Source organism: Streptomyces sp. NPDC041108 (genome assembly GCF_055592645.1).
This window is the reverse complement of the sequence record NZ_JBVIYK010000001.1, coordinates 286,385-305,545: the sequence shown is the minus strand read 5'-3', so window position 1 is coordinate 305,545 and position 19,161 is coordinate 286,385. Positions and strand designations below refer to the sequence as shown.

20 protein-coding genes are annotated in these 19,161 nt (G+C 72.7%); 16 read left to right on the top strand and 4 right to left on the bottom strand.

Annotated features, from left to right (window positions below; all coding sequences use genetic code 11):
* Nucleotides 1-78: 78 nt before the first annotated feature.
* Nucleotides 79-909, bottom strand: a complete 831-nt coding sequence (locus tag ACZ6BB_RS01255) for a pyrimidine reductase family protein (protein WP_471613259.1) — start codon at nt 907-909, stop codon at nt 79-81.
* Between ACZ6BB_RS01255 and zapE the strand changes: the two genes are divergently transcribed.
* The 9 genes from zapE to ACZ6BB_RS01210 all read left to right on the top strand — a co-directional run bounded on the left by zapE (nt 908) and on the right by ACZ6BB_RS01210 (nt 8,822).
* A complete protein-coding gene (gene zapE / locus ACZ6BB_RS01250; RefSeq protein ID WP_471613258.1) occupies nt 908-2,053 on the top strand; it encodes a cell division protein ZapE in 1,146 nt (381 codons plus the stop codon). The two genes, ACZ6BB_RS01255 and zapE, sit on opposite strands and share 2 nt — an antisense overlap.
* A gap of 235 nt (nt 2,054-2,288) precedes the next feature.
* Nucleotides 2,289-2,687, top strand: coding sequence for a hypothetical protein (locus ACZ6BB_RS01245; protein ID WP_471613257.1), 399 nt, complete (start codon nt 2,289-2,291; stop codon nt 2,685-2,687).
* An 82-nt stretch (nt 2,688-2,769) separates the two neighbouring features.
* Nucleotides 2,770-3,348 carry a carbonic anhydrase gene (locus ACZ6BB_RS01240; RefSeq protein ID WP_037724457.1) on the top strand — a complete coding sequence of 193 codons (579 nt, stop codon included), beginning with the start codon at nt 2,770-2,772 and terminating at the stop codon, nt 3,346-3,348.
* Between the two features lie 56 nt (nt 3,349-3,404).
* Nucleotides 3,405-4,919: a SulP family inorganic anion transporter gene (locus ACZ6BB_RS01235; RefSeq protein ID WP_471613256.1), complete on the top strand. Its 1,515-nt coding sequence runs from the start codon at nt 3,405-3,407 to the stop codon at nt 4,917-4,919.
* A 147-nt stretch (nt 4,920-5,066) separates the two neighbouring features.
* Nucleotides 5,067-5,903, top strand: coding sequence for a slipin family protein (locus ACZ6BB_RS01230; RefSeq protein ID WP_471613255.1), 837 nt, complete (start codon nt 5,067-5,069; stop codon nt 5,901-5,903).
* Nucleotides 5,904-6,017: 114 nt separating this feature from the next.
* Complete coding sequence (locus ACZ6BB_RS01225) at nt 6,018-7,385, top strand: PhoX family protein (RefSeq protein ID WP_471614088.1); 1,368 nt, start codon at nt 6,018-6,020, stop codon at nt 7,383-7,385.
* Nucleotides 7,386-7,392: 7 nt separating this feature from the next.
* Nucleotides 7,393-7,599: a DUF397 domain-containing protein gene (locus ACZ6BB_RS01220; protein ID WP_471614087.1), complete on the top strand. Its 207-nt coding sequence runs from the start codon at nt 7,393-7,395 to the stop codon at nt 7,597-7,599.
* A 72-nt stretch (nt 7,600-7,671) separates the two neighbouring features.
* On the top strand, nt 7,672-8,571 hold the full coding sequence (locus ACZ6BB_RS01215; RefSeq protein ID WP_471613254.1) for a polysaccharide deacetylase family protein: 900 nt from the start codon (nt 7,672-7,674) through the stop codon (nt 8,569-8,571).
* 59 nt (nt 8,572-8,630) lie between these two features.
* Complete coding sequence (locus tag ACZ6BB_RS01210; RefSeq protein WP_471613253.1) at nt 8,631-8,822, top strand: hypothetical protein; 192 nt, start codon at nt 8,631-8,633, stop codon at nt 8,820-8,822.
* Here ACZ6BB_RS01210 and ACZ6BB_RS01205 read toward each other — a convergent pair.
* Nucleotides 8,814-9,485, bottom strand: a complete 672-nt coding sequence (locus ACZ6BB_RS01205) for an ABC transporter (RefSeq protein ID WP_471613252.1) — start codon at nt 9,483-9,485, stop codon at nt 8,814-8,816. The genes ACZ6BB_RS01210 and ACZ6BB_RS01205 overlap by 9 nt on opposite strands.
* Nucleotides 9,485-10,543: an ABC transporter ATP-binding protein gene (locus ACZ6BB_RS01200; RefSeq protein WP_471613251.1), complete on the bottom strand. Its 1,059-nt coding sequence runs from the start codon at nt 10,541-10,543 to the stop codon at nt 9,485-9,487. Before ACZ6BB_RS01200 ends, ACZ6BB_RS01205 begins: the two co-directional genes overlap by 1 nt.
* 70 nt (nt 10,544-10,613) lie before the next feature.
* Between ACZ6BB_RS01200 and ACZ6BB_RS01195 the strand changes: the two genes are divergently transcribed.
* The 7 genes from ACZ6BB_RS01195 to ACZ6BB_RS01165 all read left to right on the top strand — a co-directional run bounded on the left by ACZ6BB_RS01195 (nt 10,614) and on the right by ACZ6BB_RS01165 (nt 18,479).
* On the top strand, nt 10,614-11,354 hold the full coding sequence (locus ACZ6BB_RS01195) for a peptidyl-tRNA hydrolase (RefSeq protein WP_471613250.1): 741 nt from the start codon (nt 10,614-10,616) through the stop codon (nt 11,352-11,354).
* Nucleotides 11,355-11,808: 454 nt separating this feature from the next.
* Nucleotides 11,809-12,417, top strand: a complete 609-nt coding sequence (locus tag ACZ6BB_RS01190; RefSeq protein WP_471613249.1) for a DUF4142 domain-containing protein — start codon at nt 11,809-11,811, stop codon at nt 12,415-12,417.
* A 129-nt stretch (nt 12,418-12,546) separates the two neighbouring features.
* Nucleotides 12,547-13,350 (top strand): DUF4142 domain-containing protein, encoded by an 804-nt coding sequence (locus ACZ6BB_RS01185; protein WP_471613248.1) that lies wholly within the window; start codon nt 12,547-12,549, stop codon nt 13,348-13,350.
* Between the two features lie 173 nt (nt 13,351-13,523).
* Nucleotides 13,524-14,843 (top strand): MbnB/TglH/ChrH family RiPP precursor modification enzyme, encoded by a 1,320-nt coding sequence (locus tag ACZ6BB_RS01180; protein WP_471613247.1) that lies wholly within the window; start codon nt 13,524-13,526, stop codon nt 14,841-14,843.
* 250 nt (nt 14,844-15,093) lie between these two features.
* Nucleotides 15,094-15,870, top strand: a complete 777-nt coding sequence (locus ACZ6BB_RS01175; protein ID WP_471613246.1) for a DUF4142 domain-containing protein — start codon at nt 15,094-15,096, stop codon at nt 15,868-15,870.
* A gap of 131 nt (nt 15,871-16,001) precedes the next feature.
* On the top strand, nt 16,002-16,766 hold the full coding sequence (locus ACZ6BB_RS01170) for a TIGR04222 domain-containing membrane protein (RefSeq protein WP_471613245.1): 765 nt from the start codon (nt 16,002-16,004) through the stop codon (nt 16,764-16,766).
* Nucleotides 16,767-16,871: 105 nt separating this feature from the next.
* Complete coding sequence (locus ACZ6BB_RS01165; RefSeq protein ID WP_471613244.1) at nt 16,872-18,479, top strand: alpha/beta hydrolase; 1,608 nt, start codon at nt 16,872-16,874, stop codon at nt 18,477-18,479.
* Here the strand turns inward: ACZ6BB_RS01165 and hemQ are convergent.
* The gene (hemQ, locus tag ACZ6BB_RS01160; RefSeq protein WP_471613243.1) at nt 18,428-19,159 is read right to left on the bottom strand and encodes a hydrogen peroxide-dependent heme synthase; all 732 of its coding nucleotides are present in this window, start codon (nt 19,157-19,159) and stop codon (nt 18,428-18,430) included. The genes ACZ6BB_RS01165 and hemQ overlap by 52 nt on opposite strands.
* Between the last annotated feature and the right edge of the window lie 2 nt (nt 19,160-19,161).

Genomic DNA, 19,161 nt, shown 5'->3' with positions numbered 1-19,161 from the left:
GGGCCCCGCGGGCCCTCACTCCTCAGGGTTCTAGTGTGCCCGGCGAACGCCAAACGGAACGGAAGATTCCGCCCGCTTTCACGTGCGACGGTAACGACCGAACAGGAACCCGCCCTCCTCCAGCAGCGAGGCGAGCGCGAAGCGCGTGGGCACCGCTACGGAGGGGCCTCCGGCGATCCGCTGGGCGTCCCCGGCCGTGAGCATCGGCGACACGGTCAGGCACAGTTCGTCGAGGACGTCGGAGGCGATGAGCTGCCCCAGCAGCCGGGGCCCGCCCTCGCTGAGCAGGCGGGTCAGCCCCAGGCCGGCGAGGGCCCGTACGGCCCGCGCGGGGTCGACCCCCGCACCGTCCCCGGCCACCAGGACCCGGACTCCGGCCTTCTCGGCGGCCGCGACCCGGTCGGGGGGCGCGGCGGCACCGGTCAGCAGGAGGGTGGGGACCGAGGGCGAGCTGAACAGCGGCAGCGAGAAGTCCAGGTCCAGGCTCGCGCTCACCACGGCGACGGCCGGGGCGGGTGTCTGCCCGGCCGCCCGGCGCGCCTCGGCGAACGCCTCGCGCGCCCGGGCCGGACGGTACCCCTCCTGACGTACGGTCTCCGCGCCGACGACCACCACGTCCGCGAGCCCCCGCAGGGTGCCGAAGATCCGCATGTCGGCGTCGCTGGAGATCGGCTGCGACCGGCCGTCGTGCTGGGCGGCGCCGTCGAGCGTGGACACCATGTTGACGCGCAGCCACGGCTTCCGCCCGCCCGGCGCCGGTTCGGGATAGGCGTACGCGGCGGCCAGCTCGTCGAGACTCCACTCCCGGTCGACGGAGCCGGACGTTCGAACCTCGGTCGCCTTCGCACCACCGGCCCCATCGCGTGTCGGGGCCGCTGTCTCTTCGGTCACAGGGAACAGGCGTCGCATGTCGTGCAGTCTGGCACGACCCTTAGACTCGGTAACCGTGTCGTCGTCCTCAGCCACCGTGTCCGGAATCGGCCCGATACCCGGAGCGGCTCCCTCGTCCCTGTGCACCCGCGAGCCCCACGTCCCCGCGGACCGGCTCGTCGCCGAGATGGTGCCGCCGCCCCGCTTCGACGCGGTCCGCTTCGACACCTACCTCCCGGACCCGAACCAGCCCAGCCAGACCGAGGCCGTCCGCGTCCTGAGCGGCTTCGCGGCGGGTCTCGGCGGGGCGCACGCCACCGGCGCGGGCAGGCGCGGCTTCCTCGGCTTCGGCAGGGCGAAGGCCCCCAAGGTCCCGGCCGGCCCCCGCGGTGTCTACCTGGACGGCGGTTACGGCGTCGGCAAGACCCACCTGCTCGCCTCCCTCTGGCACGCCACCCCGGCCGAACCCTCCCTCAAGGCCTTCGGCACCTTCGTGGAGCTGACGAACCTGGTCGGCGCCCTCGGTTTCCAGAAGACGGTCCAGACGCTCTCCGGGCACCGCCTGCTGTGCATCGACGAGTTCGAGCTGGACGACCCGGGCGACACCGTCCTGGTGTCGACCCTGCTCGGCAAGCTGGTCGACGCGGGCGTGGCCCTGGCCGCCACCTCGAACACGCTGCCGGGCAAGCTCGGTGAGGGCCGGTTCGCGTCGGCCGACTTCCTGCGCGAGATCCAGGGTCTGTCGGCCCACTTCCGCTCGCTGCGCATCGACGGCGAGGACTACCGCCACCGCGGTCTGCCCGAGGCCCCGAAGCCGTACTCCGACGAGGAGGTCACCAAGGCGGCGTACGCCACCGAGGGCGCCTCGCTCGACGACTTCCCGCATCTGCTGGGCCACCTCGCGCGCGTTCACCCCAGCCGGTACGGCGCCCTCACGGACGGCCTGGAAGCGGTCTGCCTGACCGACGTCCAGCCGGTCCCGGACCAGTCCACGGCCCTGCGTCTCGTGGTGCTCGCCGACCGGCTGTACGACCGCGAGGTGCCCGTGCTCGCCTCGGGGCTGCCCTTCGACCGGCTGTTCAGCGAGGAGATGCTGAACGGCGGCTACCGGAAGAAGTACTTCCGCGCCATCTCCCGCCTCACCGCCCTCGCGCGCGACGCGAAGCGGCTCGTGGAGCACTGACCCCACCAGCACCGATCGCACGCCGCCCCTGACGAACTCCCCCAGGTCAAGGGTGGATTCCGGCCAACCCGCCCTCGCTTTTCAGGCTCTCTTCAGCTCGCAACGTTAAGTTAACCCTGCAAACAACTTTGCAGGGTTAACGTGTTTCTTGACCAGCGGTTGACCAATGGTTGACCAAGTCGGGCAACTGTCGACGCGTGGGAGACACGAAGAACCGCCAGGGAGGAGGCCCCTATTGCGTGGTACGACGACCCGGACCGTCCTTTCGGCCCTAGCCGCCGTCCTGCTCACCCTCACGTTCTTCGCTCCCGCGGCTTCCTTCGCAGCCGCGCACACGCCTGGTCACGTCAAGGCCAAAGCCGAGCCCGGAAACACTCCCGCCGCGAAGCCGGTGCGTGACAAGGCGGCCACCCACCGCACATGCGCACCCGCTCAGGACCCGACCGGTCCGCTCCGCACCCGCGACCGGCATCGCGCGGCACCGCACACCGTTCCCGGGGCCCCCGCGCGTCCGTCGCGGGAGGAGGACCCGGCGGCCACGAGCCGATCCGAACACCCCTCGCCCCGGCACCACCGGGCGGCGAGATCCCGCACGGCCCACACCCCGGCCGCTCTCCAGGTCTTCCGCTGCTGAGCCACGTCAGCTTCGTTCCCCCCACACCTTGCCGTGCAAGCCCGACGCGCCACCGAGGCGCGCCAGGAGGAGTCACCACATCATGCAGCCCCTCATCGACAACGCCCGTACCTTCGGACAGCGCCCTGAGGAGTTCGCCAGGCTGGCCGAAGGCCAGTCCCCCGAGGTCCTGTTCATCACCTGCTCCGACTCGCGGGTCGTCCCGGCCCTGATCACGGGCGCCCGCCCCGGCGAGCTCTTCGAGCTGCGCACCGCCGGCAACATCGTCCCCCCGTACGCCCCCGACCGCCCCACCGGCGAGACGGCCACCATCGAGTACGCCGTGGAGGTCCTCGGCGTCACCGACATCGTGGTCTGCGGACACTCGCACTGCGGGGCCGTCGGCGCCCTGGTGCGCGGCGACGACCTGGACGCCGTACCGGCCGTCCGCGACTGGCTGACCCACGCCACCCCGCGCCCCGAGGGGGCCGTCGAGGATCCGGCCGTCGCCGACGGTGTGCAGAACCACGTCCTCAGCCAGCTGCTGCGCCTGCGCTCCTACCCGTGCGTGGAGAAGCGCCTCGCCGACGGCCGACTGCGGCTGCGCGGCTGGTACTACGAGGTCCACACCGGTGCCGTGCGCGAACACCGCGCGGACACCGACCGGTTCGAGACCCTGTGAGCGACGGCCAGGTGTCCGAGACGACCGACCAGACCTCCGAGACTTCCAGGACCTCCATGTCTTCCGCATCGTCCCCGTCCTCTCTGATATCCAGGTTCCCCCATCTGCGACAGGACCTCGGCGCCTCGCTCGTCGTGTTCCTGGTCGCCCTCCCGCTGTGCGTGGGCGTCGCCGTCGCCTCCGGTGTCCCGGCCGAACTCGGCCTGGTCACCGGCATCGTGGGCGGTCTCGTCGCCGGTCTGATGCCCGGCAGCAGCCTCCAGGTCTCCGGCCCGGCGGCCGGTCTGACCGTGCTGGTCTTCGAGGCGGTGCGCCAGTTCGGGCTGCCCGCCCTCGGGGTGATCGTGCTCGCCGCCGGTCTGCTCCAGCTCGCCATGGGCGCGCTGAAGCTGGGCCGCTGGTTCCGCGCGATATCCGTCTCCGTGGTCGAGGGCATGCTCGCCGGCATCGGGCTCGTGATCATCGCCGGTCAGCTCTACGCGGCGGCCGGTCTGAAGGCTCCCGCCTCCGGCATCGACAAGATCGCGGGCCTGCCCGGCGCCTTCGTCGAGGCTCTGGGCAGCACCACCGCGCTCGCCTCGCTGGCGATCGGCGCGGGCACCGTCGCCGTGCTGGTGCTGTGGAAGCGGCTGCCGAAGAAGGCCCAGCTGGTGCCCGGCGCCCTCGCCGCGGTCCTGCTGGCCACGCTCGCCACCCTGGCCTTCAGCCTGCCGGTGGCGAACGTCGAGGTGAAGGGCCTGCTGGACGCCATCCAGCCCCCGGGCCTCGACGCCTTCGGCCAGCTGGCGGACGTGGCGATCCTCGGCACGATCCTCGCCTTCACCCTCATCGCCTCCGCCGAGAGCCTGTTCAGCGCGGCGGCCGTGGACCGGATGCACGACGGTCCGCGCACCGAGTACGACAAGGAGCTGATGGCCCAGGGCGCGGGCAACACCGTGTGCGGTCTGCTGGGCGCGCTGCCGATGACGGCCGTGATCGTGCGCAGCTCCGCCAATCTCCAGGCCGGTGCGCGGACGAAGGCGTCCCGGGTCATGCACGGTGTCTGGCTGCTGCTGTTCGCGGCCCTGCTGCCGGGCGCCCTCGCCCTGATCCCGCTCCCCGCCCTGGCCGGCATCCTGGTCCACGCGGGCTTCAAGCTGATCCCCTTCCGCGGGGTCGTCTCCCTGTGGCGCACCCACCGGGGCGAGGCCCTGATCCTGGTGGCCACGGCGGTGGCGATCGTCGCGGTCAACATGTTCGAGGGCGTGCTGATCGGTCTGGCCCTCTCCGTGGCCAAGACCGCCTGGGAGGCCTCGCACATCAAGCTGGAGGTCATCGACAAGGGCGCCGGCCCCGTCCAGGCGTACCTCTCCGGCAACGCGACCTTCCTGCGTCTGCCGAAGATCCTCGACAACCTGGAGTCCCTCCCCCAGGACCGTCCGGTGGAGCTCCACCTCACCGGACTCCACCACCTCGACCACGCCTGCCGCACGGCCCTGGAGAACTGGGCCTCCCGCCACAGCACGACCGGCACGGAACCGGTGCGCATGACCGTTCCGGAACTGGAGAAGGCCACGTCAGGCACGCTCTGACCGGGCCACGGCGCCCCGGTGCCCCGGCCTCCGCGCCGGGGCACCGGGGCGCTCCGTCCACCCACCCCCGGCCGGCGGTCGCCCCGCCCCCCACCTCCGACATATCGTGGTAGGCGCACGGATGGCGGACGACTCAAGGGGGTCGTCATGGTCGAGACGCTGGTCATCACCGCCGCAGCGATCGGCTCCGCCGCGGTCGTCTACGTCGCGGCCGCGGCCAGGGTCGTCAAACAGTACGAACGAGGTGTGGTCTTCCGGCTGGGCCGCCTGCGCGGCACCCCCAGAGCCCCCGGGTTCACCATGGTCGTCCCCGGCATCGACCACATCCGCAAGGTCAACATGCAGATCGTGACGATGCCCGTGCCGGCCCAGGAGGGCATCACGCGCGACAACGTCACCGTACGCGTCGACGCGGTCGTCTACTTCCAGGTCGTCGACGCGGCGAACGCGGTCGTCCAGGTCGAGGACTACCGCTTCGCCGTCTCCCAGATGGCCCAGACCTCCCTGCGTTCGATCATCGGCAAGAGCGACCTCGACGACCTGCTCTCCAACCGCGAGAAGCTCAACCAGGGCCTGGAGCTGATGATCGACAGTCCGGCGGTGGAGTGGGGTGTCACCATCGACCGCGTGGAGATCAAGGACGTCTCCCTGCCCGACACCATGAAGCGCTCGATGGCCCGCCAGGCCGAGGCCGACCGCGAACGCCGGGCACGCATCATCAACGCGGACGCGGAGCTGCAGGCATCCAAGAAGCTCGCGGAAGCCGCGCAGCAGATGTCCGAGCAGCCCGCCGCCCTCCAACTCCGCCTGCTGCAGACGGTGGTGGCGGTCGCCGCGGAGAAGAACTCCACCCTCGTCCTGCCCTTCCCGGTGGAGCTGCTCCGCTTCCTGGAACGAGCCCAGGCAGGCCCAGCGCCGGACCCGCCCCAGCCGCCCCGGGCGCCCTCCCCGCCCCCCGCGTCCCCGCTCCCGCCGACCGAGTGACACGGGTGCGACTCCTCCGCTTCCTTCTCTGCGCGTGGTTCACGTGGCCGTGACCGCGTGATACACACAGGCGGGTCACATCCTGTCCGCCAACAGGAAGGTAGTCCCGTGTCAGTGACCCGCCGTCAGGCCCTCGCCCGTTCCGGCGCAGGCATCGCAGGCATCGCGTTCACCGGAGCCCTCTCCGAACTCTTCGCGGGCTCGGCCGCCGCCCAGAGCGACCTCGGCCACTCCGGCTACGGCCCCCTGATCCCCGACCCGAACGGTCTGCTCGATCTGCCGAAAGGTTTCCGCTATCAGGCCCTGTCCCGTGAGGGCGACGCCCTGCGCTCCGGTGAGGGCCCGGTCCCCAGCAACCACGACGGCATGTCCGCCTTCCCCGGCAGACACGGGCGGGTCCACCTCGTCCGCAACCACGAGAACCGGCACACCGGCCGCATCCCGGTCCCCACGGTCGAGGGTCTGACCTACGACCCGATGGGCAAGGGCGGCTGTACGTCCCTGACGCTCGACGCCCGCGGCAAGGTCCTCGCGGAGGGCGTCGCCATCGCCGGCACGGCCGTCAACTGCGCGGGCGGACCCACCCCGTGGGGCACCTGGCTGACCTGCGAGGAGACCGAGGACAGGGCCGGCACCAACGGCTACACCAAGGACCACGGTTTCATCTTCGAGGTGGACGCGGCGGACCCGCGCCGCTCGGGGGCCGTGCCTCTGACCGCGATGGGCCGCTTCCAGCACGAGGCGATCGCCGTCGACCCCAGGCGCGGTGTCGTCTACGAGACGGAGGACGCCTTCGAGCGCCCCTTCGGCCTCTTCTACCGCTTCCTGCCCGACAAGCCCAAGGGCGGCCTGGGTTCGCTCCGCGCGGGCGGCCGGCTCCAGGCGATGCGGGTCCCCGGCGTGCCGGACCTCTCCCCCATCCAGGACCCCGGAGCCTGCTTCGAGGGCATCGAGTGGGTGGACGTCCCCGACCCCCTGGCCACCCGGACCGCCATCCGGCACCAGGACTTCGGCACCAAGGGCATCACCCACGCGCAGAAACTCGAAGGCTGCTACTGGGGCGGGCGCTGCGTGTACTTCGTCTCGTCCTTCGCCCGCAGCGCGGACGGTTCGGCCGCCGACCACTACGGCCAGATCTGGCGCTACGACCCCGACCACCGCACGCTCACCCTGGTGATCGCCTTCGGCCCCGACACCGACCTCCAGCTCCCCGGCGAGTCCCCCGACAACATCTGCCTCGCGCCCTCCGGCGGCCTCATGGTCTGCGAGGACGGCAACGGCGCACAGCACGTCTACGGTGTCACCCGCCGCGGCGAGGTCTACGCCATGGCCCGCAACGCCCAGAACATCGGCACCCCGGCGGAGCCCGAATGGGGCGAGTTCGCCGGCGTCACCTTCTCCCCCGACGGCCGGACGATGTACGTCAACTGCTACACCCCGGGGACGACCTTCGCGGTGACGGGGCCGTGGCGTCGTACGTGACCATGACCTGACGCGGGACCGAACAGGGAGGTACGGGCATGGCCCGTACCTCCCTGTTCGATGGTCGACGTACAGCGGCACCGAGGGCGACGACTGCGGAGAGGTCGCCGCCCTCCCTTCCACCGAGTACATCCGTGACTCCAAGCTCCCCGGCAGCCCGGAGCCGGTCCCTCTCCCCCGCCGCCTGGGTACCCTTCGTCGCCCAGGCGGGTGACTTCGCGTCGGACTCCCTGTCGTTCGGCGGCTGAACCGGCTGTCCGCCGAGCCCACGCCGTACGTTCGTACGGTGATCAGTCCTGTACGAAGAATCACCGCGCTCTGCGCACTCGGCGCGCTCGGCGCCGGGCTTTCCGCCTGCGGCACCCCGCAGCCCTCGACGCGTATCGTCACCGCCACCGCCAGCCCCTCGGTGGCCGCGGCGTCCCGTCCGCCCACGCTCGCGCCGGGCCCGGCCGGACTGACCCCGGTGTTCGAGCACGGTCTCCGCAGCCGCACCGACAAGACCGTCGCGCTCACCTTCGACGCGGACATGACCGCGGACCAGGGGGACAGGGCCGCCGCCGGTGAACGGTTCGACAATCCGGAACTGATCGCGGCACTGCGCCGGCTGAACGTTCCGGCCACGCTCTTCATGACGGGACGCTGGGCCGAGGAGTACCCGATCCAGGCGCGGTCCATCGGGCGGGACCCCCTGTTCGAGGTGGCGAACCACTCGTACAGCCATCACGCCTTCACCGAGGACTGCCACGGCCTGCCGACCATGGCGCCGGAACGCATGCGGGCCGACCTGGAGCGCGCCTACCGGGTGTTCCGGGAGGCGGGCGTGACGGACCCGATGCCGTACTTCCGGTTCCCCGGCGGCTGCTACGACAGCCGCGCGCTGCGCAGGCTCAGCGCGTCCGGGGTGACGGCCGTGCAGTGGGACGTGGTGAGCGGGGACGCGTTCGCGACGGACGCGGACGACGTGGTGCGGCAGGTGCTGGACGGGGTGCGGCCGGGGTCCGTGGTGGTCATGCACTGCACGCGCAGCGCCGCACCGGTCACGGAACGGGCCGTACGGAAGATCGTGCCGGCGCTCCGGGCGCGCGGGTTCCGGTTCGTGAAGGTGTCGGAGCTGGTCGGGACGACGGCCGCCACGGCGGCGAAGGGAGCGGGGGCGTACGCCCGCGGGGTCCCGCGGGGCTGAGCAGCGCGGGGCGCGGCGCCACCGGTCCGCCCTGCGCCCGCCCGTTCTACGCTGGAGGGATGAGCGACCACCGCGGAACCGACGAGACGACCGCTGCTCAGGGGTCCGCCCCTGCCGCGGACGACGCGGAGCCCTTCGCCGAGTGCGTCCTGTGCCGCGAGCCCACCGAGTACCCGGAGTCCCACAGGGGGATCACGCTCTGCCCGGTGTGCGAGTGGCGGGAGGCCGAGCGGACCGCCTGTTCAGGCTGAGCGGCGGGTCGTCAGGGCGCACGCCACGGCGGTCGCGGCCGCCGTGAGCAGACCGGCCGCGATCAGGGGCAGGACGGGGACCGGGACGGCCGCCCGCCGCGAGCCGTCGACCAGGGCCGTGACCGCGATCCGGGCCGGGGAGCCGGCCACGACCAGGGCCAGCAGCGCACCCAGCAGCAGGGTCGGCACGGACCGGCCCGGCGAGCGCAGCAGAGGCCAGTTCGTGAGCGCGCCGACGGCCGTGCCGAGGAGGGCGCAGGCGAGCGCGGCCAGCAGGCCGGCGCCCGCCGCCGGGAGCGACTCGACGCGGGTCTGGTGGTCCGTGCTCGTGGGGGCGCTGATGATCGTGACGAGGACCGTGGCCGCCGTGCCGAGGAGCGCGGCCGCCGAGAACGCCACCAGGACGCAGGCCAGGTGCGCCCGGCCGGGTCCGGCCGCCGCGCCCGTACAACTGCGGGCCGCGGGAGGCTCGTTGGTGACACAGATCCGCATCAGCCAGGCGGAGACGGGCAGCAGCGCGGCGGCCGTGTAGCCGAGCGAGTCGAGCACCGGCTGCCCCTTCTGCACCCCGATGGCGAGGAACGCCGCGTACAGGATGACGGGCGGGAGCCAGCGCTGGGAACGGACGAGGAGGGCTGCCTGGTAGCGGAGGAGGGCGTTCATCAGGCGTGTCCGCCTTCCAGTGCGGGTTCCGGTGAGAGGCCGGGGGCGGGTTCCGGTCCGGGGTCAGGCTCCGGTCCGGGGGCGGGTTCCGGTCCGGGGTCAGGCTCCGGTCCGGGGGCGGGTTCCGGTTCGGGGTCGGGACACGGTCCGGGGTCGGGTGCGGTCAGGGACGCGGGTACCGGACCCACGCTCACCACGTGCCAGGGCGGGCGGGCCTCCAGCAGCGCCCTGAGCAGCGCGTCCGAGGCCGCCGCCGGGACGGTGAACCGGTGTGTCCCGGAGCCGCTTTCCTCGACCGTCGTCACCAACTTGCCGATCCGCGGCGGTACTTGCTGCCCCGAAGCCCCACGCCCCTCGACGACGACAGCGGCGACGACGACAGCAGCGGCGGCCGAGGCGTCGTCCGCCCCCGTCCGTGAAGTCCCGCTCCCCTCCCGGAGATCGAGCGCACCCCCGACCACCGCGTAGACCGCGTCCGGCGCCCCCGCCAACCGCCCCGGATCGTGGTCCACGAACACCACCGCGGCCCCCGCGGCGGTCCGCTCGACCACCACGCGCTCCAACTCCTCGCGGGCGTCGGCGTCCAGACCGGTCCACGCCTCGTCGAGGACGAGCAACTCCGGCGCGGCGAGCAGAGCCTGCGCCACGGCGACCTTCTGACTGCTGCCCTTGGACAACTCCCCCATGGGCGTACGGGCGTACTCGGCGGCGCCGAAGCGCTCCAGCCACTCGGTGGCGGCGCGGGCCGCGGCCGGGCGGTCGAGGCCGTGGACGGCACCGAGGTGGGTGAGGTACTCGGCGGCGGTGAACGGCAGTGCGGCGGGGAAGCGTTCGGGGACGTACGCCGTGCGCGGGCGACCTGTGGCCCGGCCCACCGTGGGCGCGTCGAGTCCGGCGAGGACGCGGAGCAGCGTCGACTTGCCGGTGCCGTTCGCGCCCTCGACCCGGGTCAGCGTGCCGGGGGCGATCTCCAGGTCGACACCGCGCAGCACCCACGGGCCACGGAATCCGTAGCGGCGGCCGACACCTTCCAGCCTCAGCAGTAACTCACGTTCCATGGCCCCATCCTCGTACAGACGGGCGAGTGCGGGTCGGGATAGGGCCCTTTTCGCCTGGCAGACTGGGCGGGTGACCACGAGCGACCCGACCCCCGGCCCCACCCCCGCTGCCGTCCAGGACAGCCCCTTCCAGGACGAGCGGACCTCGCGCGACGAGGGGCCGCAGTTCGTGCTGCCTCTGGTGGCGCGCATCGAGCGGGGCGCTCCGCCGGCGCGTACGGACGCGCTGGAGACGGCGGCGCGGGCGGTGCTCGTGATGCTGAGCGACGCGCGGTCGCTGGGCGACGGGGAGTGGGCCGAGGCGATGCGGAGCTGGCAGGACGCCCGGATCCGCAAGGTGGTCCGGCGGGCGCGGGGTGCCGAGTGGCGGCGGGCCGAGGCACTGCCGGGGATCACCGTGGCGGGCAAGTCGGCGGAGGTACGCGTCTTCCCGCCGGTCCCGCTCGACGGCTGGCCCAAGGAACTGGCCCGTCTCCAGGTCTCGGGCACGGACCTCGACGACCCGGAACCTCCGGCCGGGCCCGACCCCGCCGCCCCGGTGCTCTGGCTGAACCCCGGGGTGGAGATGTCGGCGGGCAAGGCGATGGCCCAGGCAGGCCACGGCGCCCAGCTCGCCTGGTGGGACCTGGACGCCCGGGCCCGCACCACCTGGCGGGACGCGGGCTTCCCCCTCTCGGTGCGCACCGCCGCCCCGGCCCACTGGAAGACCCTCACCACCACCGGCCTCCCCCTCGTCCGCGACGCCGGCTTCACGGAGGTCGCCCCGGGCTCCAGCACGGTGGTCGCGGACCACCGGCCTCTCCTCCCCTGACGCACGGGCCACCCAGTCCCCTCACCCGGCACCGCGCACCTGGCACCCAGTCCGCGCACCCGGCACCCGGCACCCGCCCGAGCCCTCGGCGGCGGCGCCGGGCGCGGGCCGGCGCGGCCGCACGACCGACGCCCCGGCCCGCCTCCCGTCCGAGCCGCCCGTCCGGACGCCGGCCCCCGGCGTCGGCACCGCCCCGCCTCTTCACCCGCGCCCTCGCCCACGGCACCCCGCAGAACAGACCCACCGGCCCCGTGGGCCCAGGCATCCGGACACCCACCCGGCCCCGGCGGAGCGCCCGGCACCCGTGCGCGCCCCGCTGAATCGTGTCGGCCTGAGCGGGACCCTCTCAGCCGGTTCAAAGCCCGTTGAACAACTCCGCCGCCCCGCACGTATCTTCCGGCACTGGCCAAGCAACTGTCCCAACGACCAGTTGGCATCATCCGGGAGGATCATTTTGCGGCGTCTCAACGGCTCGCTCATCGCCGGTCTGGCTCTCGTCGTCACCGTCGGCGCGCTGGCGTTCCCCGTATGGTCCTACGCCGACCGCTCGGGCACCGCTCAGGCCAACATGGCCGCCGGCACGGTGAACACCCAGTGGGGGCCGCTGACGGCCTCCGACCGGGATCTGATCATCCGCGTACGGCTCGCGGGACTGTGGGAGCTGCCCGCCGCCGAGAAGGCGATGGCGCGGTCGAGCAGCCCGAAGGTGAAGGAGGCGGCGGACCACCTGATCGTGGGTCACAAGGACCTCGACGAGCGGGTGCGGGCCGTGGCGACCCAGATGGGCGTCGAGCTGCCGAACGTGCCGAACGAGCAGCAGCAGGGCTTCCTGCAGCAGATGGACAACGCGACGGACGACCAGTTCGACCGGGTGTGGGCCAACCTGCTGCGCTCCGCCCACGGCAAGATCTTCCCGGCCATCGGGACGATCCGGAACCAGACCGAGAACACCCTGGTGCGCAAGCTGGCATCGGACACCAACCAGACCGTGCTCGACCACATCACGATGCTGGAGAAGACCGGTCAGGTCGACTTCGACGCGATCGCCAACGGCACGATCTGACCCGGCCCCGGCCCCGGCCCCGCCCCGAGCGGAGGCCGCGGACCACCGGGCACACCCAGCGGTCACCCTCCGCACCCCAAGCAACAGTCGGACCCCCAACGATCAGTTGGTTTCCTCCGGGAGGCTCTTTTGCGACGCTCCAAGGGCTCAGTCCTCGTCGCCCTGGCGATCGCCGGCACGCTCACCGCGGTCGCCTATCCCATCTTCTACTCGTACCCCAACCGCAACGCGACGGCCGCGGCCGCGCTCACCGGTGACACGGTGACCACGCAGTGGGGGCCGCTCACCCCCGGCGACCGCGACCTGCTCATCCGCGTACGGCTGGCGGGACTGTGGGAGCTGCCGGCCGGTCAGCAGGCCCTGGAGCGCAGCGGCAGCAAGTCCGTCAGGGAGGCCGCGGACCACCTGATCAAGGGCCACACCGACCTGGACAAACGGTCCCGGATCATCGCGGCCAAGCTGGGCGTCGAACTGCCGAACCAGCCGACGGCGGAACAGCAGGGCTTCCTGGACCAGATGACCGCCGCCAAGACCGAGGCCGACTACAACAAGGTCTGGGCGAACCTGCTGCGGACCGCCCACGGCAAGATCTTCCCGGCGATCGCCTCCGTGCGGAACTCCACCCGCAACACGCTGATCCGTCAGCTGGCCTCCGACGCCAACCAGACCGTGCTGGACCACATCACGATCCTGGAGGCCACCGGCGAGGTCGACTTCGCGACCATCGCCCAGAACTCGGTCACCGGTACGGCCAGCCCGACCGGCCCGCCGCCGCCCGCCGCCGGCCAGGTGCCGCCCGCCGCGCCCCCCGCCGTGCCGTCCAACAACCCGGACACCCAGTCGAAGCCGTCGCCCTTCGAGTCCGCGGTGCCCACCGGCCGTCCGGACCCGGAGGAGATCAACAAGGACCAGGGCCAGCCTGCGGTCCAGTAGCGGGCTCGGCACAAAGCTCAGCGGAAAGCTCAAATGTTGCTCTGAAGGTCCCCTCCCAGGGGTTCGGTCCCGTCTCCCGGGGCCATGACTCCGTCACACCGCAGCACAGGTCCGCCGTGAGGAGACGCACAGGGTCTGGTGAAGCCGTGGCCGATGTGACCGTGGAGGGGACGATGGAGCAGATCGCACAGTTGGGGACGGGGATCGGCTGGCGGCCGGAGATCGCCGACGCCGTCGAGCGCATGGCGGGGTCGGGCGGTGTCGACTGGGTCGAGGTCGTCGCCGAGAACGTCTGCCCCGGCCACGTCCACGAGTCGCTGCTGCGGCTGCGTGAGCGCGGTGTGACGGTGGTGCCGCACGGTGTCTCCCTGGGTCTCGGCGGCGCCGACCGCCCCGACGAGCAGCGCCTGCGCTCCCTCGCCGAGCGCGCGGAGACTCTGGGCGCCCCTCTCGTGACGGAACACATCGCGTTCGTCCGGGCCGGGGGCGCCCTCACCGCGTCGCCACTGCTGGAGGCCGGGCACCTGCTGCCGGTGCCCCGCACCCGGGACGCCCTCGACGTGCTGTGCGAGAACGTCCGCATCGCCCAGGACGCGCTGCCGGTGCCGCTCGCGCTGGAGAACATCGCCGCCCTGATCAACTGGCCGGGCGAGGACATGACCGAGGGGCAGTTCCTCTACGACCTGGTCGACCGCACCGGCGTCCGGCTCCTCATCGACGTGGCGAACCTGCACACCAACCACGTCAACCGGGGCGAGGACCCCGCGAAGGCGCTCGACGAGCTGCCGGTCGAGGCCATCGCGTACGTCCATGTCGCGGGCGGCTTCGAGCGGGACGGCGTCTGGCACGACAGCCACGCCCACCCCGTCCCCCCGGAGGTCCTCGACGTCCTCGCCGACCTCGCCTCCCGTGTGACCCCGCCGGGGGTCCTGCTGGAGCGTGACGACAACTTCCCCGAGCCGGGCGACCTTGAGCGGGAACTGGCGTCGATCCGGGGTGTGCTGGAGAAGGCCGAGGTGCGCGGCTCCGGGGCGAGGACGCCCGCCACCGGGACGGCGTCCGCGGCCGAGGCCGAGCCCGTCGCCCGGCAGCGGCTCGGGCTCGCCCAGGCCGCGCTGCTGTCCGCGCTGGTCGCGGGGACGCCGGTGCCCGAAGGGTTCGACCGGGTGCGGCTGGGCGTCCAGGCGCGGTCCCTCGCGGCCAAGCGGGCGGACGTCGTGGCGAAGGTGGCGCCGGAGCTGCCGGAGATCCTCGGCTCGTCGTACCGGCCGGCGTTCGTGGCGTACGCCCAGGGCCACCCCATGACCGACGGCTACCGGCGGGACGCCCTGTCCTTCGCCGAGCACGTGCTGCTGACCGGCCGCCCCGACGACGGGGACGTCCTGCGCGAGGTGCGCCGCTGGTGGCTGGAGCGCTCGGGACCCGCCCCGCTGTCCCGGCGCCCCGCGGCCCGGCTGGCCCGCGCCACCCGCAGGGTGCTGCTACGCCGCTGAGCCGGACCGTCCGCCCCGAATGTGCTGCGATTAACAGACCCATGCCCCCCACACGGGTTTGGCGTCATATGTGACCCGTTTGGGACCGATTGGTCCGGCACTTCGAGTACCCCGTACGACGCGCTTTGTCCCCTCCTCAACCGTTCCTCCGCATACGGCAGTTGGCGTAGACCGGGCAGTAACATACCGGTCCGTAGGCCGAGCAGCACCCGTTGCGCACTAGCGTGCGGTGCCGCGAGCAGGAGGCACCATGCGAACCACCAACGGCAGAGGGGGACTCTTCAGTGGCACAGGACTCATCGTCGCCGGACTGACGGCGACGCTCGTCGCGCTGGTCTTCCCGGTCTGGTCGTACGCGGACCGCTCCGGCACCGGTGCCAGCGTGCTCAACGCGACGACCATGACGACGCGGTACGGTCCGCTGTCCGCCCTGGACCGGGACTTCATCACGAAGGTCAGGCTGGCCGGGCTGTGGGAGCTGCCCGCCGGACAGCAGGCCGAGACGAAGGGCACCACCGCGGCCGTACGGACCGCCGGCGGGCATCTCATCGAGGGACACACCTTCCTCGACGCCCGCGTCCGCGACGTCGCGGCGCGCCTGGACCTGCCCCTGCCCAACCAGCCGAACGATCAGCAGAAACAGTGGCTGGCCACCCTGGACGCGGCGCGGGGCGAGACCTACGACCGCGAGTTCGCCAACATCCTGCGGCTGGCGCACGGCAGGGTGTTCTCCGTGGTCGCCCAGGTCCGCGCCACCACCCGCAACTCCCTGGTCCGCGCCCTCGCCGATGACGCCAACACCACCGTCCTCGACCACATCAAGGTCCTGGAGGCCACCGGCCTCGTCGACTACGACGCGATCGCCCGCGACACCGCCTCAGCGAGCGCCCCGCCCCTGACCAGCTCCCCGGCCCCGCCGCCCGACCGGCCGGCCGACCCCGGCTCCCCGGTTCCGGTGACACCCTCGCCGACCCCGTCGGCCTACTCCCTGCCACCGGCCGCCAACGGACCGTCGGACGACGACTGAAGCGCTCCACGTCACCCCGCGGCCTGGCAATTGCGGGCCGAGGCGGCGTACAAACGGGCGAGACCGGGAACCTTCCCTCAGGATTCCGGTCAACGCCCGCCGCCGGACCGGCGGGCGCGTAGAAAGTCGCCATGCTCTGGGTCCTCTTCCTCCTCCTGGCCTGGGCCGCCGCCGGCGTCTCCTGTGCCCGACTGTGCCTGACCTCGTTGCGGGCGGCCGCCGCCGGTGACCTCCGGGCGGACCACGTCCACCACTGCCACCGGCTGACCCTGTACGAGGCGGCGTTCCTGTCGGGCGGCCCGGCGCGCGTCGCCGACCTCACCCTCGTCGCGATGGCCCGCCAGCGCCGGCTCCTCCTCGCCCACACCGGCTGGGCGACCGTCGTGGACCCCGTGGGCCGGGACGAGATGGAACGCACCGTCATCGGCGCGATAGGCCCGGACGGACAGTCCCGGATAGCGCCCGTACGCCGGGCCGCCGCGGCCGCCGAGTCGGTACGGCACCTCTCCGACCGGCTCGTCGCGGCGGGACTGGCCGTACCGGACGCCGCGCGCACGGGCGTGGCCGACGCGGTCACCCAGGTACGGGGCGCCGCGCTCGGGGTGTGCGGCCTCGGGGCGCTGGCGCTGATGCTGCCCTCGCAGGGGTTCGCCGAACACCGGGCGCTGGTGGCGCTGTGGTTCGCGCTGCCGCTGGTGCTGACGCTCAGCTGCCTGGTCATCGCGCGGGCCGAGGGGCCGCCGGGCACGCGGTGGGCGTCACCGGAGGGGACGCGGGTGCTGAACGCCGTGCTGGGACGGAACGGGGGCGACGTCCCGGACCTGGTCTCGGTGGCCGTCCGGGGCGTGGGGGCGGTGGAGTCCCCCGAACTGCGGGCGGCGTTCGAACACCGGTGACACCGTAGGGGCACGCGGCGGCGACACCATCCGCCGGTGCTTTACATTCGCCCCCTTCCGCACCAAACATCCCTGTGACGCTGTCGTGCTTCGGAGGGATTCGCCATGCGGGCTGCCGTTCTCCATGTGACCGTCGCGGCGGTGCTGCTGGGCGGTCTCCTCGCCGCTCCCCCGGCCGCGGCGGACACGCTCACCGGCCCGGTCGCGCGGCGGGCCGCGGCCGAGGGCATCCGGTTCGGGAAGTGTCCGCCGGCGGAGGGCCTGCCGGACGGGGTGCGCTGCGGGAGAGTCGAGGTGCCGCTCGACTACGCGCGGCCCTACGGCAGACAGATCTCGCTGACCGTCAGCCAGGTCCGGGCCAAGGGCAAGGACGCCCAGGGCAGGAAGGTGGCCCGGCAGGGCGCGCTCGTGTTCAATCCGGGCGGCCCGGGAGCCTCGGGGATGTTCTTCCCGCTCCTCGGCTACCTTCCGGACTGGAAACGGCTCGGCGCCGCCTACGACCTCGTCGGGTACGCCCCGCGCGGGGTCGGCCGCTCGGCGCCGCTGTCCTGCCGGGACCCCAAGACGCTGCGCCAGGGGCCCTCACCGGCGCCGGCCCACCCCTCGGAGGCGTACAAGAAGGAGCGGATCGCGCGGGCCAAGGCGTTCGCGCGGGGGTGTGCGCGGCGGGGCGGGAGCGCGCTGCGGCACTACCACTCCCTCAACAACGCCCGCGACCTCGACGTACTGCGCGCCGCTCTGGGCGAGCCGCGGCTGACGTTCGTGGGAGCGTCGTACGGCACGTACTTGGGGGCGCTGTACGCCTCGCTGTTCCCCTCTCACGTACGCCGGTTGGTGTTCGACTCGGTGGTGAACCCGGACCCCGAGCAGATCTGGTACCGCAACAACCTCGACCAGTCGGCCGCGTTCGAGGGACGCTGGGCGGACTTCCGGGCCTGGGCCGCCCGGCACCACTCGGTGTACGGGCTGGGCGACACCCCCGAGAAGGTGCTGCGCAGCTACGAACGCGCGGCGGCGAGGCTGGCGGCCCGTCCCGCCGGGGGCAAGGTGGGACCGGGACAGTTGCACGGCGCGTTCCTCCAGGCCGCGTACTACGACGACCACTGGCCGCAGCGTGCCCTGGCGCTCTCCGCCTATCTGAAGGGCGATCCGAAGCCGCTGGTGCAGATCGCCGGTCCGTCCCCCGAGGCGGCCGTCGAGCAGGAGAACGCGAGCGCCGTCTACACGACCGTCGAGTGCAACGACGGCCCCTGGCCCACCGAGTGGCAGATCTGGGACCGCGACAACACGCGGCTCGCGCGCACCGCGCCCTTCGAGACGTGGGACAACGTGTGGGCGAACCTGCCGTGCGCGTACTGGAAGGGCCCTCGTCAGCAGCCGCTCGACGTGCGGACCGGGCCCGGTGAGCTGCCGCCCACGCTGATCCTGGCGGCCGAGCGGGACGCGGCCGCACCGTACGACGGGGCGATCGCGCTGCACCGGCGGCTGTGGGGATCGGTGCTGGTGACCGAGCGGGACGCCGGCAACCACGGGGTCGGCTGGGGGTCCAACCGTTGCGTCAACGGTCTCCTGGAGACGTATCTGCTGGAGGGGCGACTGCCGGAGCGGCGCGCGGCGTGCGCACCGCGTCCGGAGCCCCGCCCCGCGCCCCCGGTGCGGGGCTACGCCAGGCCCGCCACCAGTTCGGCCACCGACTTCCGGCGGCCCGTGTAGAACGGCACCTCCTCGCGGACGTGCATCCGGGCCTCCGAGGCGCGCAGGTGGCGCATGAGGTCGACGATGCGGTACAGCTCGTCGGCCTCGAAGGCGAGCATCCACTCGTAGTCGCCCAGCGAGAACGACGCGACGGTGTTGGCGCGGACGTCCGGGTAGCCGCGGGCCATCTTGCCGTGGTCGGCGAGCATGCGGCGGCGGTCCTCGTCGGGCAGCAGGTACCAGTCGTAGGAGCGCACGAAGGGGTAGACGCTGACGTAGTCGCGGGGCGTCTCGTCGGCGAGGAACGCCGGGATGTGCGAGCGGTTGAACTCGGCGGGCCGGTGCAGCGCCATGTTCGACCACACCGGGGTGAGCGCGCGGCCCAGCCTCGTCCGGCGGAAGAGGTTGTACGCCTCCTGGAGCTGGTCGCTGGTCTCGGCGTGCCACCAGATCATGAGGTCGGCGTCGGCGCGCAGGCCCGACACGTCGTACGTTCCGCGGACGGTCACGTCCTTCGCGGCGAGCTGGTCGAACAGCTCCTGGACCTCGTCGGCGTAACCGGCGCGGTCCTCCGGCAGCACGTCCTTCAGCCGGAAGACGGACCACAGGGTGTAGCGGATGACCTCGTTGAGGTCCTTGGCCAGCTTGCCCTTGTTCGGGATCCGGCCGGTCTCGGTGGTGGGGGCGACGTCGCTCATGA

Bases quoted from the DNA above. Each gene is read 5' to 3' on its own strand.
- zapE (WP_471613258.1), top strand. From the start codon at position 908: ATGTCGTGCAGTCTGGCACGACCCTTAGACTCGGTAACCGTGTCGTCG.
- ACZ6BB_RS01255 (WP_471613259.1), bottom strand. From the start codon at position 909: ATGCGACGCCTGTTCCCTGTGACCGAAGAGACAGCGGCCCCGACACGC.
- ACZ6BB_RS01240 (WP_037724457.1), top strand. From the start codon at position 2,770: ATGCAGCCCCTCATCGACAACGCCCGTACCTTCGGACAGCGCCCTGAG.
- ACZ6BB_RS01235 (WP_471613256.1), top strand. From the start codon at position 3,405: ATGTCTTCCGCATCGTCCCCGTCCTCTCTGATATCCAGGTTCCCCCAT.
- ACZ6BB_RS01230 (WP_471613255.1), top strand. From the start codon at position 5,067: ATGGTCGAGACGCTGGTCATCACCGCCGCAGCGATCGGCTCCGCCGCG.
- ACZ6BB_RS01210 (WP_471613253.1), top strand. From the start codon at position 8,631: ATGAGCGACCACCGCGGAACCGACGAGACGACCGCTGCTCAGGGGTCC.
- ACZ6BB_RS01205 (WP_471613252.1), bottom strand. From the start codon at position 9,485: ATGAACGCCCTCCTCCGCTACCAGGCAGCCCTCCTCGTCCGTTCCCAG.
- ACZ6BB_RS01200 (WP_471613251.1), bottom strand. From the start codon at position 10,543: ATGGAACGTGAGTTACTGCTGAGGCTGGAAGGTGTCGGCCGCCGCTAC.
- ACZ6BB_RS01180 (WP_471613247.1), top strand. From the start codon at position 13,524: ATGGAGCAGATCGCACAGTTGGGGACGGGGATCGGCTGGCGGCCGGAG.
- ACZ6BB_RS01175 (WP_471613246.1), top strand. From the start codon at position 15,094: ATGCGAACCACCAACGGCAGAGGGGGACTCTTCAGTGGCACAGGACTC.
- ACZ6BB_RS01170 (WP_471613245.1), top strand. From the start codon at position 16,002: ATGCTCTGGGTCCTCTTCCTCCTCCTGGCCTGGGCCGCCGCCGGCGTC.
- ACZ6BB_RS01165 (WP_471613244.1), top strand. From the start codon at position 16,872: ATGCGGGCTGCCGTTCTCCATGTGACCGTCGCGGCGGTGCTGCTGGGC.
- hemQ (WP_471613243.1), bottom strand. From the start codon at position 19,159: ATGAGCGACGTCGCCCCCACCACCGAGACCGGCCGGATCCCGAACAAG.